Genomic DNA, 13,708 nt, shown 5'->3' with positions numbered 1-13,708 from the left:
CACAGAAATCGAAATTTGACAATTCCTGTCAAACGTTTATAATCATGGTGTTATTGTGATATAGCAGTCACCTTATGAACCGTACTTTTTGTACAGAAATCATTTTTTTGAAAGGATTTATGAAAATGGAAAATCTTATTTTCTGTCTTAATGCTACAATCCCGATTTTTCTCACCCTGATGCTCGGGCTCTTTTTTCGGAAGATCGGACTCTTTGATGACACCTTTGTCAGCCGTCTGAATAAGTTCGTATTTAATGCAGCTCTGCCTGCGCTTTTGTTTCTTGATATTGCAAAGTCAGATTTCTACAGTGTGTGGAATACGAAATTTGTATTGTTCTGCTTCTTTGTCACACTGATCAGTATCGGAATTTCCACAGGACTTTCCTATCTGCTGAAACCGCGAAATATCCAGGGCGAATTTATCCAGGCTTCTTACCGGAGCAGCGCTGCGATCCTTGGAATTGCAATTATCCAGAATCTTTACGGAAACGCAGGAATGGCACCGCTTATGATCATCGGAAGTGTGCCTCTTTATAATGTGATGGCAGTTATAACACTGTCACTGTTCGCTCCCGGCGGCGGTAAACTTGATACCGCAAAGCTTATCCGAACCCTGAAAGGAATCGCCACGAACCCTATTATCCTTGGTATCCTGACAGGTATGGTATGGTCGCTGCTTCATCTGCCAATGCCAACAATTCTGAATACTGCCGTAGATAATCTCGGAAAAACAGCGACTCCTCTTGGGCTGATGGCCATGGGTGGCGCACTGAAATTCGGCAAGGCATTCGCAAGGCCGAAACCACTGATCGCATGTAGCTTTCTGAAGCTTGTGGGATATGAAGCTGTATTTCTTCCACTGGCTGTGCTTCTGGGATTTTCCCATGATATGCTGGTTGCAATCATTATCATGCTTGGCTCTGCCACTACTGTAAGCTGTTATATCATGGCCAAAAACATGGATTATGACGGCGATTTTACTTCCGGTGTGGTTATGACTACCACTCTGTTAAGCTCCTTTACCATGACAATCTGGCTCTATATATGCAAAAGCCTGGGACTGATCTGAGCCCAGGCTTTTTATGTTTATATCAGCTTCAGATATTCCAGTCCGTTTCTGATTCCATAATGGAACATATCCTGTGTAATATGATCAGCCAGAGCTTTTATTTTCTCCGAACCATTTCCCATGGCAACCTTCACTGCCGCATATTCAAACATGGCGAGATCATTATTGCTGTCTCCAAACACGATCGTGTCCTCCCATGGAATATCAAAGAGTCTGCACACTGCCGAGATCCCCACTGCCTTGTTAAAGCCCTTTGGGACAAGTTCAATGGTGGTTCCTGCAATCCCTGAACCACTCTCATGACGGATAATGTCATAATACTCACTCAGTTCCCTGCAGGCAGCTTCTGCATCACAGCCTTTTATCATCTTTGCACTGATCTTATTAATGCGCATACAGTCTTCATTTCCCCTGATGGGACGCCATTTAGGTCCTAAAGATTCTGTGATCAGATCCGTATACCAGTTCACATCTGTATTATATTCATCCTTATCATAATACATGAAATCTGCACCTTCCATAACCGGGACCAGACCATATCTGCGCAGGATTTCCACTGATTTTTTTGCAACTTCCGGGGGCATCTCTTTATTAAAAAGACGTTCTCCATCTTTTTCAATGGTAGCCCCGCAGGCACTGATCATACCGGTAAACGGAAGCTCTTCCAGATACCGGGAAACAAAGGCCCTGCTCCTGCCTGTGCAAAGCCATGCGTCATGACCGTTTTCTCTTAATTTCTTCAATGCCTCCTTTGTGCTCTGGGGTACACCCTTTTCCATATCGCAGAGTGTTCCGTCTGCATCAAAAAACACTGCTTTTCTGTTCACTTTCTTATCTCCTGATTTTTATATTTACGTTTATCTGCCAGTGTGCCGACAAGCTATGCAAAAAATACTGTCGCTGCCTTAACCAGGCTCTCTGTATCTTTCGCACCTGTTGTTTCATATACAGAGTGCATGGCAAGCTGTGCCAGACCGATATCCACTGTTTTCACAGGAACCTGGGTATTGGAAATATTTCCCAGCGTGGATCCGCCTGCCATATCCGAACGGTTCACAAAGGTCTGGTACGGCACCTTTGCCCTGTCACAGATATCCTTGAAAATTGCAGCGGACACTCCGTCTGTACAATATTTCTGGTTTGCATTGTACTTGATCACGATTCCCCCGTTCAGCACCGGACGGTTTACCGGATCTGTCTTATCCGTATAGTTTGGATGGAGAGCATGGGCATTATCTGCAGAAATCATAAAACTGTCTGCAAGTGCCATATAATATTCCTCCTGAGTGCGTCCCAGTCCCATATTGATCCGCATCAGAGTATCCTTAAGGAATGTGGAGGCAGCCCCCTGTCTTGTACTGCTTCCCACTTCTTCATTATCCAGCACACAATGTACAGAAATGCTTTCTTCACGATTTCCCTGCAGGAATCCCTCCATAGAAGAGAATGCACACTGCAGATCATCCAGTCTGGGTGCAGAGATAAATTCCTCATTTACTCCCCACAGAGTACCCGGAGTTCTGTCATAAAGAAACAGATCATGTCCCAGAATATCTTCTGTCTTTACTTCTGCGGCCTCAGCCACATTTTCCATAAATCTGCCCTTTCCTTCCTTATCGCTGAAAAGAGGCAGCATATCCTTCTGCACATTATATTTATATCCGTCATTTACTTCCCTGTTCATATGAATGGCAAGATTGGGGATGACCAGCAGATCTCTGTCCACAGTCACCATCTTCTCTCTGATTTTTCCATCCTGACGGACGATCAGCCTTCCTGCCACTGACAGAGGTCTGTCAAACCATGGAGACAGAATCATTCCACCGTAACGCTCTACATTCAGTTTGATATAAGCATTCTCCACCTCTATCTCAGGATTCTCCTTGATCTTAAGGGAAGGGGAATCACTGTGGCTTGCCATAATATGAAACTTCCACACAGGCTTCTGCGGAATGGAAAAAGCTATGATCGCAGAATGATTTCTGGTCACATAATAATTTCCGCCTTTTTTAAGCTTCCAATGATCCTCCTCTTTCAATTCTTCAAAGCCTTCTTTGTCAAGCCTTTTGGTCATCTCCGTCACTGCCTGAAATGCAGTGGGGCTTTTCTCTATGAATTTCAGTAACTTCTTTGCTGTTTTTCTGTACATAGTTTGATTCTCCATTTGAATGATTAATCAAGCGGATATTCGCAATCCGCTTCGCTACTTGCTCATAATCGAATAACTGCTTCGCAGTTTATCAGAAGGAGCTTGCACTCCTCCTGATACAAGCAAGTCCCCACCCACTGCTTATTACTTTTCGCAATTGAAGCAGGGGACTTACTTGATTCGGCTAAAATGCTACCTGATTTATACTGTTTTTTATTATAATCAGTCTGTCCTGGTAATAAAAACAGCAGTCATTATTTCCATAAGAAATATGTGCTGCTGTTTTTATATCAGTCTTTAATGATCAGAGCCATAAAAACCAGATCTGTATTTCCTGTATTTGCAAGTGCATGTCCATGATTGTCCGGTGTGAATGTAATATCTCCTGCTTTTACCGGACGATAGGTACCGTTGTCATTGTATTCACCCTGTCCCTGTAAAATATAGTAGGTTTCACTTTCTCCATGATGTTCATGATATCCCAGTGAACATCCCGGCTCCAGGGTTACCTGTGCATACAGTCCACATTTACCATTCAACTGTTCTGCATCAAGGATTTCTTTGATGATTACGTGACCATTTCCACCTGCCATGTGTTCTTCGCGTCTGATTTTCATAATTTTTTGCCCTCCTGTAGATGTTTTCTCTTTTATAGAATTTCCATTGAATATATCATAGCACTGTTTATAGAAAATGGCAAAGTAAATATCAATGGAACATTCAGAAAAATATCGTTACTGGTTACTGTTCACTTTATTTTGCAGTATTTTCAGATTTGTTCAGAAGGCTGTCCAGAAGCTGCGAAATGGTCTGATTTAACACAGGATGTCGCAGATACGGAGCAATCTGATTCATTGGTACAAGAACGAAATCGCGGTTGTGCAGATCAATATGAGGAATATGAAGATCTGGCATATCAATAATTTCCTGATCATAAAACAGGATATCCAAATCCAGTGTCCTTGGTCCCCAGTGAATGATACGTTCCCTGTTTGCCGCCTGTTCTAACTGATGCAGTCGCACAAGCAATTCTCCAGGAGTAAGAAGTGTCCGCATTTTCAGAACTCCATTTAAAAATTCATCCTGATCAGTAACTCCGTAAGGTTCTGTGATAAGATAATCGGAAATTGCCTCTATACGGCATCCTTTTGTCTCTGCCAGACCACGGATCCCATTATCTATATACATCTTTTTATCACCCATATTAGAGCCAAAAGCAATATAAGCAGTATGCCATTTCCGTGTAATTTCCACAGATACGGTTTTCAGAGGAAGACCAACCGGTGCCCACGGCTTTTCGATCTTCAGAGTGATTTTTTCAAGTCCGGAAAGAGAGCAAAGAAGCATTTCTGCAAGATTCTCTGCAAGAGATTCCAGAAGTTTATAAGTATGTTTTCTGGTGAAATCAGTGATCATATGGCTGACTTCGCCATAGTTTATGGAGGCAGACAACTCATCGGTTAATCCCGCCAGACGTGTCCTGGTAAAAAGAGTGGCAGAAATAACAAATTTCTGTCCCAGAACATTTTCCTCGGGATATACACCATGGTTTGCAAAAACCTCCAGCTCTTTAATTTCTATTTTATCTAATCTGGTCTCATCCATAACAGCAAATCCTTTCTGTATGTTATTTATATTTACCATCTGTTTTGTGCCAGTAATTTATCTGCGTCCCAGGATTGCTTCTGTCATCTGGATCACACGCTTGTTTTCTTTAACATCGTGGACACGAACAAAAGAGCATCCCTTCATTACGCCAATTACACTGGTAGCCAAAGTCCCCTCCATGCGCTGATCTACAGGAAGATCCAGTGCCAGTCCGATCATGGATTTGCGGGATGTACCAAGGAGAACCGGAAATCCCAGATTCTGAAAAAGCTCCAGGTGATTCATTGCTTCCAGATTCATTTCAAATGTTTTTCCAAAACCAATTCCCGAATCAAGCATGATTTTTTCATCTTTAATGCCAGCCTGTCTTGCAAGATTGACACATTCCTGTGTTTCGGCGAGCATATCAATGAGAAAGTTTTGATATTCTGTATTAGATTTGTTGTGCATCAGACAACAGGCCACATCATATTTTGCGATCACAGCTGCCATTTTCGGATCATATTTTAATCCCCAGATATCGTTAACCAGGTCAGCTCCTGCCTGAATAGAACTTTCAGCAACACTGCTCTTAAAAGTATCTACAGAAACAGGAATGTCAAAATGTTTTTTGACCGCTTCAATAACAGGAAGAACTCTCTGTGCTTCCTCATCAGCACTGACAGGTGTATGGCCGGGACGTGTAGATTCGCCTCCGATATCAATAATATCTGCACCATCAGCAATCATTGCCTCTGTATGTTTCAAAGCTTCATCTATATGATTCCATTTGCCGCCGTCTGAAAAGGAATCAGGGGTAACATTTAGAATTCCCATTATGTAAGTATGATTCTTAGTATCAAAAAAACGGTTTCCAATTTTCATGAGCAGAGCCCATCCTTTCTTTTGTGCTTATGAAGAAAATCAGTATTCAATTTTCATATTTTTTTTATCATCAGACCAATAGCATTCAGAAGCAGCGGAACATAAAAAACAATTTCTGGACTGCTTATCCGCTTTATAAAGAAGTGCTGCCAGCGTACTGCAGGAATCTCCTTTTCGGTGATGTCCAATGGAAGACAGAATCAGTTCTTTTTCCTGTTCTGTAAAGTGCAGATCTGTCAGAATTTCCCGTGCGATTTCTACTCCTGCAATATCATGGGGAATGTTGTACTGATATTGCTGTGCACGTCCGATATCATGAAGAAGTGCTGCTGCATAGATAAGCTCTTTAGGCAGCTCCAGATGTTCCTCTAGTGCATAAATGTACATCAGCCGTGCAACATCCAGAAAATGTTCAGGAGTATGACGGCAGAAGCTCCGTTCACTCTCAAGTTCCTGTATTTTTTTATAGTGTTCCTGATAAACCGGGTGCCTCCAGATCTGATTGACACGGTCCATATCTAAAAAATTATTATTCATCCTTTTACCATAGAAAGGAACATTTTCTGCAGTTCCTTATCTTCTGTAAACGCACCACGGGTTACAGTAGTGATCGTTTTGCTGCCCGGTTTTTTTATTCCGCGCATGGTCATACAGGTATGTTCCGCTTCCAACATTACCATAATTCCTTTGGGATCCAGAGTACGCTCCAAAGCATCTGTGATCTGAACAGTAAGGCGTTCCTGAATCTGTGGTCTTCTGGAATAAACCTCTACTGTACGTGCCAGTTTGCTTAAACCGGTAACTTTGCCGTTGGGGATGTATGCAAGATGAGCTTTTCCATAAAAAGGCATCAGATGATGCTCACACATGGAGTAAAAGGTGATGTCTTTTTCCAACACGATTTCATTATTTTCTACAGGAAACTGCTTCAACAGGTGCTGGTCCGCTTCATGGCCAAGACCTCCGTAAATTTCTTCACACATGCGGGCAATCCTGTCAGGAGTATCAATCAAACCTTCCCGTGTAATATCTTCACCGATACCTTCCAGAAGCAGACGGACTGCCTGCTCAATTTTCAATTTGTCAACCATTAAAAAATAACCTCCTTTGTATTTTTTGAAATGGAGATTATCCTTTTGAACACACTCAGGTGGATATTCAGTAAAAAAGGATATCTCCAATTGTGATAGAATGTATGTCGAAAACATTCCCTAACACAATATGAGATATCCTCTTATATTGTTTGCAACGGGTGCGGATAATATACCGTAAGACGCACTTTTCGTTTCAGTGACAACTCCCCATTCACCGAACACTTAACGCATAAAATCCTATTTTGCATATCATTCATTTCGGTATTCAGTATACCATGTACTACGATAATAGAAAAGCTTTTTTCTGACTTTTCAAAATAATTTTTTCCTGTTGCTTTACATCTTCCGGTCCGACGATCGTCATCCCGGATCCGACACCGGTAAGCCAGCCAAAAAACTGCAAGCTTCCGAGTATCTGTTTTTACATTTACCACTCTTCACATTTAATATCGCTTATCTGTTCAATTGGAATGACCGTTTGATCCGTCATAATTATGGTATGCTCGTATTCGTCTACCTTTTTTACAATACCGGAGCACATAACATAGGATCCACCGGCTTTTTTTGCATCGGGAATAAAATAAGTTATGGATACATTCTGTTCTATACCGATATTATTTCTGATTATGTTGATTTTTTCGTTCAGTTGAGCAATCACTTCCTCACTCAGTTCCAATCGTTCATCGGTTAATCTTGCTGTTTCTTTTATCGCAGCATCATGTCCGGTCAGAGCTGCAAAAGGAGCAAATTGCGCTGCCCGATCCCAAAGTGGCATTTGCGGATGATTCTTAGAGACCGGATGCGGTAAATTGATGATATCGTCATAAGAATTATTTTTCATTCTCTTTCAACTCCTTTACGCCTTATGACCGCCAATCTGTTCATTTCTGTCCCGGGCGGTTGCACCTTCCTGAAGATTCATCCCCTTCAGCATAGCATTTTTTCCAAATTTCTTTTTAATACTGAGCATTGCTTCCTGCATACGTTTTTCGCGATCCAGCGCAGCCTCTTCCTCTTCCTGCTTTTTCCTTTGCGCCTCATAATCCGTAAAAAGATCCAACTGCTCATACACTTTTTCTTTCTTTACAGAATTTTCATCCACAAGCCTGTTCGCTGTGATATTAATTCTTCTGATAAGCAGGTTTCTGTCAACAATCCCGTCATATAGTTCTATTACTGCATCCGTTATCATTTTTGTTGAGGAAGTCTGCCGTTTCAGATTGGTCGTTCCATGTGCGTGTTTCGGGATTTTTCTTCCATAACGGTCGATCGTAACCTCACCATGATATTGCTTTTTCCTGTCGGTATTATTCAAATTCTCAATATCATAACCAACCGTCAACACAATCTGGTCTGTTACAAGCTTCTTATCCACCAGATCCAAAACCATCTGGTCCGTCATCTCTTTGACGACTAATTTTGCTTTTTCAAAGTCATAAGGACAATGAAGTACCTGCCCGGAACAAACACTGTTCGTTTCCGGTTTGTAAGCCTTGACCATTTTCATGGTACAGGGCTCATATCCCCAGGCATGATCGATCAGCAGCTCTGCATTAACGCCAAACAGTTTATATAGCAGATCTTCGTTATATAATTCATTCTCTTTTCCGATGGAACATCTGGCAATATCACCCATCGTATAGAGGCCATATTCTTCCAACTTCTTTGCATATCCCTTTCCGACTCTCCAGAAATCAGTAAGAGGTCTGTGGCTCCAGAGTTTCCTTCGGTATGACATTTCATCCAGTTCTGCAATTCGTACACCATCTTTATCTGCTTTAATATGCTTCGCCACGATATCCATCGCAATCTTACACAGATACATATTCGTTCCAATTCCTGCAGTTGCTGTTATACCTGTCGTTTTCAGCACATCCTGTATCATGGTCATTGCAAGTTCTCTTGCTGTCATATTATAAGTATGCAGATAATTCGTTACATCCATAAATACTTCGTCAATCGAATACGGGAAAATATCTTCCGGTGCAATATATTTCAGATAAATGCTGTAAATTCTGGTGCTGTATTCCAGATAGAGAGCCATCCGGGGAGGTGCAACAATATAATCAATCTCCAGTGCAGAATTGATATTTAATTCTGTACTGTCATCAGAAGAACCAATAAATGTTCTGTTCGGTGCTTTCCACCTGCGGGCACTATTGGCTTCTTTTACTTTTTGAACAACCTCAAATAAACGAGCCCTTCCGGGTATCCCATAACACTTTAAGGCTGGAGATACCGCAAGACAGATCGTTTTTTCTGTTCTGCTTTTATCCGCAACCACAAGATTAGTCGTCAAAGGATCCCTATTTCGCTCTTTACATTCCACAGATGCATAGAATGACTTAAGATCGATTGCAATATAGGTTCTTTCCTTTTCCGTCATTCTGCACCTCCCAATTCTCCTGTGTTCCGTTTGTGATTATTTCTCCTTATCCATTGCCATATGTATCATTTTCTCGAAGGATTCTCTGAAATGCTCATCATCCTCCGATGTTCGTTTTCTTGGTCCTTTTAAATGATTCTTTCCGGATGCCCTTCGTGCCTTCTTATTCAGATGCCGCTCCATAAGCATCTGGTCAATATTCTCATTGGTATACCATTTCCCAGATTGATGAATCACATACGCATTTTTTCCAAGTGCCATTGCCGCCACTCCATAATCCTGTGACACAACAATATCGCCTTTATGACAAATACTGATCAGTTTATAATCTACTGCATCTGCACCGGCTTCAACTACAATCACTTCACTGTAATCAGAAGACAACACATGATTTGTATCACACAATAACGTTACCGGAATACTGTACTCTTTTGCTACTTTTTCAACAATACCAACTACCGGACAGGCATCTGCATCAACAAAAATCTGCATATCTTCTCCTTTAATTAGACATAAATGGAGTGCGAACCTCAATGAGATTACCACTCGGATCATACAATCTTACAAGTTTCTGGCCACCTGCAATTTCTGTTAGTTCAGTGGCATATCGAACAAAATATTTACCGGATTCATATTTTGCAAGCAATCCATCTATATCAAATTCCTCAAAATACAGTTCCATCCTGTTATTAAATGGAGTAGAAATCTCATCCAGCGTCTTTCCCCATAAACCAGTGTCCTGCAAAACAAGACCCTCCGATAAAATCACATTACCTTCATTCTTAAGAATCACTTGAAGGCCAAATAAATCCCTGTAAAATTCTATAGATTTTTCTATATCATCCACTACAATCAGTACATTTTTCAGCATATCCGTCACCTCGCAATCCGCTTCATTACTTGAGTCGAGTTAAGCAGCTATTCTCAATCCGCATTCGGTTATATTATCTTTCCGGACAAATGATCGATCTCATGCTGACAAATCTGTGCAGTCCATCCAGACAGCTTCTGCCGCTGTTTTTTCCAGTTAAAGTCATAATATTCTACTTCAATTTCCTGATATCTGGTCGTCTTACGAACACCATCCAGAGACAGACAACCTTCTTCCGTCTCATACATGTCCCGTTTTGAAACAATCACCGGATTGAACATCACAACATCTATGAATCCCATATTCACAATAATGATATTCTTCTTTACACCAATCATGTTTGCAGCCATACCAACGCACCGTTCCCGGTTTGCCTGCAGTGTGTCCTGCAGATCCTTCCCAATCTGGATATCTGCTTTTGTGGCCGGCTCGGATGGCTGGCTTAAAAAGAAAATGTCTCTTACTATTTGCTTTACCATTGTAGTTCTCCTGCAATTTTTATTTTACTTTTTTCAACTTGTTGTTCACATCAAGACAAACCTTGTCCCTTTCATTGATGTTACATTCATAGAGCATGGCATCCTCTGCTTTTACCCTTATTTCTTTTCCTGAAGAATTCATAAGCGTCACTATTGCCATGACTGGCATACCTTTCGGTCGCTCTTCACACCCGAAGTCCAAATCTTCATCAATTCGTTTTACTGTGTATATCATATCTATTCCTCTGAAAATAAGTAAGCGTTTAATTTTCAGGTGTCGCTAGAAAAATATCCGACTACTTTTCAGCAGTCGGAGTACCTTGACAATTCACATATGATTGATCATTCGTCGGAGCTTTCTGCCAGGCGCCTGAGTTCTGCTTTGACATCTTCGTTCCATGGTGCCAGCTGATCCAGTTCTTCGTCACTCATACTATCATTAGGCTGTTTCTCTAACAGGTAGGTCAGATAGTGATAGACGTTTACTCCATTTGCCTTTGCCATTTCTACCATGGTATATACAATGGCACTGGCCTGTGCACCGTTCGGAGTATCACAGAACAGCCAGTTTTTACGGCCTACCGTGAATGGGCGGATCGCATTCTCGCTGAGATTATTAGAAAAGCTGCATCTGCCATCTTCCAGATAGATCATAAGATAGGTCCGGCGGTTCTGGATATAGGTGACTGCCTTATCCATCCGGGATCCCCGGATAGGTTTCTGCAAGTCAAGCCACGACAAAAAGCCCTCAATGACAGGCACTTCTTTTTCAAGGCGTGCTTTTTTGAGAGAATCGAAGGTTGTGCTTTTGGCTTTAATCGTTTCTTCCAGACGGAAGAGACGGTCTACATACAGGATACCCTGCACAGCAGGCTGGCTATAATCCAGGTTTTTGCCTTTCGGGACTGCATCCACCAGGTACCTGCGTATATGTGCCCAGCAGGCTGTACGCTTTGCATCCGGCACTTTGTTGTACCCGCTGTATCCGTCGCACATCAGGTAGCCTTTGAATCCCTGAAGGAATTCAACCGCGTTGTCTCCGGCACGGGTTTCCGAGTATTTATAAAGGATGATCGGTACCCCTCCATCTTCCCCGCTGCGGAAAAGCCACATGTAGGATTTTGACTGGGCCCGGCGCCCCGGTTCATGCAGTACCTGCAGGGGCGTTTCGTCTGCCATTGCGAATTCCCTCTCCAGCAGTTTCCGGCGGAAGTATTCATACATCGGACGGAAAAATGCATCTGAATTGAGGATGACCCAGTTTGCCATGGTCGCCCTTGTGATGGACGCACCATACTGCTTCCAGTCTTTTTCCTGACGGCAGTATGGCAGGCTGTTGCAGAACTTCTGGTACATCACCCATGCAACTGTTCCTGCCGAAGCCATCCCATAGAGCATATGCGGTTTTCCGTCTTTTCCTTTTTTGATAACAGGAAGATCACGTTTGCTGCATTCCGGGCATTTATAGCTGATGCTGTAGTATTCAATGACTTTCAGCTTTGCCGGTATAAAGACCAGTTCACGACGCACGAACTCTTCACCGATCTTTTCCAATGGAGCATTACAGACCGGGCAGAACCTGTCCTCTTCCGGGATATCAAAATATTCCTTTTTTACAGGCAGGCCTTTAAAACGTTCTGCATTTGCTGCGCGGGCTTTTCTCTTTTTCCCGGGAAGCTGTGCTGCCATCTCTTCGGCTTCAGCGGCCGCAGGATCCTGTTCCATTTCCGCTTCATTGAAAAGGTTCAGCTGTCCCGGAAGATCAGTGGAGCGTTTTTCGCTGGAAGTACCAAAAAGTTTTTTGCGGAGAAGTTCCACTTCTTCTTTCAGGTTGTCACGTTCCTGTATAAGGGCTTCTTCCCGTTTATTTCCAGCATCGACAGTTGCCTGAAGAGTTTTTATTGAATTTTTCAGGTCCATGATCACGTCTTTCAGCTCTCGCAGCTGAATATCTTTGGAACTGTCTGCCACTGTTTTTTCCTCCTGTTTTTGATATCTTTATTATATCAGAAAACAGACTGGACTGCCAGTACAACAGGAAAACAGTGGACCTTGAAAGTGCCGAAAATACAGGAAAAACGGGGCATTTTATGTGCAGTTTTACTGCCTTGCACAGGATGTTTTGATCGCTTTGGGCTGCTCGATATCGATGCCTGACATCAGCCAGTCGAATTCCCTCCATGTGAGGTTCCGGACTTCTGACTTATCTCTCGGCCACTGGTAAGACCCCTGGGCTGTCAGCCGTTTGTAAATCATAACGATCCCATCCGGTTCTTTTAAGATGGCTTTTATCCTGTCACATTTCCGTCCACAGAAAAGATAGAGTGCATGGTCGATCTCCATGGAAAACTGATCCTGGATGATCGCACATAAGCCATCAATAGATTTACGCATGTCTGTTCTTCCACAGACGATATAAATGGCATCGACATTTGAAATATCCGCTAACATAATGGCTCCTTCAGCGCGTCCATCAGGATCTTCAGGAGCGAAGGATGGACAGTATTATTCATCCGGATCATCAGTCCTCTGGCTTCGATCTCAATCGTATGTGGATTGTCAAGGTACATAGAACGGTTATCTTTATCTGAAACCAGTTCTGCCGGAGAAGTTTCCGGTTCTATAGCGATCTGGACCACATCCTGTTTATGGGATGTGAGATCAAGGGTACTGGCTTGCCAGCCGGTTCTGGGATCTGACAGGCCTTTTTACGCAGACGTGTGACCGCATTATAAAAACAGCTGGGAGAGATCCCGTGTTCATTACACCATGCGGCATCAGTAAGTCCGCTCTGTCTGCACTGGATCACCAGTTCCATCCATTCATCCAGGGAACGCCCTGGGGCACGTTTACTGCTCATAATGAAACCTCCAAATATAGTAACTGTCCACTTTCTATCGTAAGCGATGAATAATCCACCGGTTTTTCAGTATCCAAAATTTATGAGATAATCCCTCTAAGGAGTGGTATCTCTATAACTTTTTCAGTTTTTTGCACTTAGGACCATTTCACTTCAGTTCTTCTGGTACCTGTGCTAATCTCACTCCAAATAAAAAACAGGAGTTGAATTTAGTACCATAAAAGTGTAGTTGTTGGAGAGTAATTAACTCTGACAGCTGCACTTATTTTATTATAATATAGGGGAGTAATTGGTCTGACGTAGCTCTATTTGGATCATTGCATCCGT

Annotated in this window: 18 protein-coding genes and 1 riboswitch; of the genes, 1 reads left to right on the top strand and 17 read right to left on the bottom strand. The window is 42.5% G+C overall.

From position 1 onward, the window contains the following. Window positions 1-125 precede the first annotated feature (125 nt). On the top strand, window positions 126-1,070 hold the full coding sequence (locus KQI87_RS10000) for an AEC family transporter (protein ID WP_020993719.1): 945 nt from the start codon (window positions 126-128) through the stop codon (window positions 1,068-1,070). Window positions 1,071-1,087: 17 nt separating this feature from the next. Here the strand turns inward: KQI87_RS10000 and KQI87_RS09995 are convergent, their stop codons facing one another. The 17 genes from KQI87_RS09995 to tnpA form a co-directional block, all read right to left on the bottom strand. Next, entirely contained in the window at window positions 1,088-1,897 is an 810-nt protein-coding gene (locus KQI87_RS09995; protein ID WP_118588014.1) for an HAD family hydrolase, read from the bottom strand. A gap of 53 nt (window positions 1,898-1,950) precedes the next feature. Further along, complete coding sequence (locus tag KQI87_RS09990) at window positions 1,951-3,219, bottom strand: M18 family aminopeptidase (protein WP_216460020.1); 1,269 nt, start codon at window positions 3,217-3,219, stop codon at window positions 1,951-1,953. A 290-nt stretch (window positions 3,220-3,509) separates the two neighbouring features. Continuing rightward, entirely contained in the window at window positions 3,510-3,836 is a 327-nt protein-coding gene (locus tag KQI87_RS09985) for a cupin domain-containing protein (protein ID WP_008704853.1), read from the bottom strand. Between the two features lie 136 nt (window positions 3,837-3,972). Continuing rightward, entirely contained in the window at window positions 3,973-4,824 is an 852-nt protein-coding gene (gene folK / locus KQI87_RS09980; protein WP_008704856.1) for a 2-amino-4-hydroxy-6-hydroxymethyldihydropteridine diphosphokinase, read from the bottom strand. A gap of 57 nt (window positions 4,825-4,881) precedes the next feature. Continuing rightward, entirely contained in the window at window positions 4,882-5,691 is an 810-nt protein-coding gene (gene folP, locus KQI87_RS09975) for a dihydropteroate synthase (protein WP_216460019.1), read from the bottom strand. A gap of 39 nt (window positions 5,692-5,730) precedes the next feature. Next, the gene (locus tag KQI87_RS09970; RefSeq protein ID WP_216460018.1) at window positions 5,731-6,228 is read right to left on the bottom strand and encodes an HD domain-containing protein; all 498 of its coding nucleotides are present in this window, start codon (window positions 6,226-6,228) and stop codon (window positions 5,731-5,733) included. Next, window positions 6,225-6,782 (bottom strand): GTP cyclohydrolase I FolE, encoded by a 558-nt coding sequence (gene folE, locus KQI87_RS09965; RefSeq protein ID WP_216460017.1) that lies wholly within the window; start codon window positions 6,780-6,782, stop codon window positions 6,225-6,227. The genes KQI87_RS09970 and folE overlap by 4 nt, the downstream gene beginning before the upstream one ends. A 153-nt stretch (window positions 6,783-6,935) precedes the next feature. Then, window positions 6,936-7,032: riboswitch (THF riboswitch) on the bottom strand. A gap of 180 nt (window positions 7,033-7,212) precedes the next feature. Then, window positions 7,213-7,626, bottom strand: a complete 414-nt coding sequence (locus KQI87_RS09960) for a hypothetical protein (protein ID WP_216460016.1) — start codon at window positions 7,624-7,626, stop codon at window positions 7,213-7,215. Window positions 7,627-7,641: 15 nt separating this feature from the next. Beyond that, on the bottom strand, window positions 7,642-9,171 hold the full coding sequence (locus KQI87_RS09955) for a Y-family DNA polymerase (RefSeq protein ID WP_216460015.1): 1,530 nt from the start codon (window positions 9,169-9,171) through the stop codon (window positions 7,642-7,644). Between the two features lie 36 nt (window positions 9,172-9,207). Beyond that, window positions 9,208-9,663 carry a YaiI/YqxD family protein gene (locus tag KQI87_RS09950; RefSeq protein ID WP_118572993.1) on the bottom strand — a complete coding sequence of 152 codons (456 nt, stop codon included), beginning with the start codon at window positions 9,661-9,663 and terminating at the stop codon, window positions 9,208-9,210. A 10-nt stretch (window positions 9,664-9,673) separates the two neighbouring features. Continuing rightward, window positions 9,674-10,042 (bottom strand): VOC family protein, encoded by a 369-nt coding sequence (locus KQI87_RS09945; protein ID WP_216460014.1) that lies wholly within the window; start codon window positions 10,040-10,042, stop codon window positions 9,674-9,676. 68 nt (window positions 10,043-10,110) lie between these two features. Then, window positions 10,111-10,521 carry a peptide deformylase gene (locus KQI87_RS09940; protein WP_216460013.1) on the bottom strand — a complete coding sequence of 137 codons (411 nt, stop codon included), beginning with the start codon at window positions 10,519-10,521 and terminating at the stop codon, window positions 10,111-10,113. 19 nt (window positions 10,522-10,540) lie between these two features. Beyond that, window positions 10,541-10,756 carry a hypothetical protein gene (locus KQI87_RS09935; protein WP_216460012.1) on the bottom strand — a complete coding sequence of 72 codons (216 nt, stop codon included), beginning with the start codon at window positions 10,754-10,756 and terminating at the stop codon, window positions 10,541-10,543. Between the two features lie 107 nt (window positions 10,757-10,863). Then, complete coding sequence (gene tnpC / locus KQI87_RS09930; protein WP_216460011.1) at window positions 10,864-12,492, bottom strand: IS66 family transposase; 1,629 nt, start codon at window positions 12,490-12,492, stop codon at window positions 10,864-10,866. A 129-nt stretch (window positions 12,493-12,621) separates the two neighbouring features. Next, window positions 12,622-12,972 (bottom strand): IS66 family insertion sequence element accessory protein TnpB, encoded by a 351-nt coding sequence (tnpB, locus tag KQI87_RS09925; protein WP_216460010.1) that lies wholly within the window; start codon window positions 12,970-12,972, stop codon window positions 12,622-12,624. Further along, a complete protein-coding gene (locus tag KQI87_RS16605) occupies window positions 12,966-13,160 on the bottom strand; it encodes a hypothetical protein (RefSeq protein WP_253292460.1) in 195 nt (64 codons plus the stop codon). Before KQI87_RS16605 ends, tnpB begins: the two co-directional genes overlap by 7 nt. Beyond that, window positions 13,142-13,381, bottom strand: coding sequence for an IS66 family insertion sequence element accessory protein TnpA (gene tnpA / locus KQI87_RS16600; protein WP_253292459.1), 240 nt, complete (start codon window positions 13,379-13,381; stop codon window positions 13,142-13,144). Before tnpA ends, KQI87_RS16605 begins: the two co-directional genes overlap by 19 nt. Window positions 13,382-13,708 lie beyond the last annotated feature (327 nt).

The sequence above is a fragment of the Blautia sp. MSJ-9 genome, assembly GCF_018919065.1.
In the GTDB taxonomy this organism is placed as follows: domain Bacteria; phylum Bacillota; class Clostridia; order Lachnospirales; family Lachnospiraceae; genus Blautia_A.
This window is presented reverse-complemented; position numbering and strand designations above follow the sequence as displayed.

Coding starts and splice junctions, on each gene's coding strand:
- KQI87_RS09955 (WP_216460015.1), bottom strand. CDS start 9,171: ATGACGGAAAAGGAAAGAACCTATATTGCAATCGATCTTAAGTCATTC.
- KQI87_RS09960 (WP_216460016.1), bottom strand. CDS start 7,626: ATGAAAAATAATTCTTATGACGATATCATCAATTTACCGCATCCGGTC.
- KQI87_RS09945 (WP_216460014.1), bottom strand. CDS start 10,042: ATGCTGAAAAATGTACTGATTGTAGTGGATGATATAGAAAAATCTATA.
- KQI87_RS09940 (WP_216460013.1), bottom strand. CDS start 10,521: ATGGTAAAGCAAATAGTAAGAGACATTTTCTTTTTAAGCCAGCCATCC.
- KQI87_RS09970 (WP_216460018.1), bottom strand. CDS start 6,228: ATGAATAATAATTTTTTAGATATGGACCGTGTCAATCAGATCTGGAGG.
- tnpA (WP_253292459.1), bottom strand. CDS start 13,381: ATGAGCAGTAAACGTGCCCCAGGGCGTTCCCTGGATGAATGGATGGAA.
- tnpB (WP_216460010.1), bottom strand. CDS start 12,972: ATGTTAGCGGATATTTCAAATGTCGATGCCATTTATATCGTCTGTGGA.
- KQI87_RS09950 (WP_118572993.1), bottom strand. CDS start 9,663: ATGCAGATTTTTGTTGATGCAGATGCCTGTCCGGTAGTTGGTATTGTT.
- folP (WP_216460019.1), bottom strand. CDS start 5,691: ATGAAAATTGGAAACCGTTTTTTTGATACTAAGAATCATACTTACATA.
- KQI87_RS10000 (WP_020993719.1), top strand. CDS start 126: ATGGAAAATCTTATTTTCTGTCTTAATGCTACAATCCCGATTTTTCTC.
- folK (WP_008704856.1), bottom strand. CDS start 4,824: ATGGATGAGACCAGATTAGATAAAATAGAAATTAAAGAGCTGGAGGTT.
- KQI87_RS09990 (WP_216460020.1), bottom strand. CDS start 3,219: ATGTACAGAAAAACAGCAAAGAAGTTACTGAAATTCATAGAGAAAAGC.
- KQI87_RS09935 (WP_216460012.1), bottom strand. CDS start 10,756: ATGATATACACAGTAAAACGAATTGATGAAGATTTGGACTTCGGGTGT.
- folE (WP_216460017.1), bottom strand. CDS start 6,782: ATGGTTGACAAATTGAAAATTGAGCAGGCAGTCCGTCTGCTTCTGGAA.
- KQI87_RS09985 (WP_008704853.1), bottom strand. CDS start 3,836: ATGAAAATCAGACGCGAAGAACACATGGCAGGTGGAAATGGTCACGTA.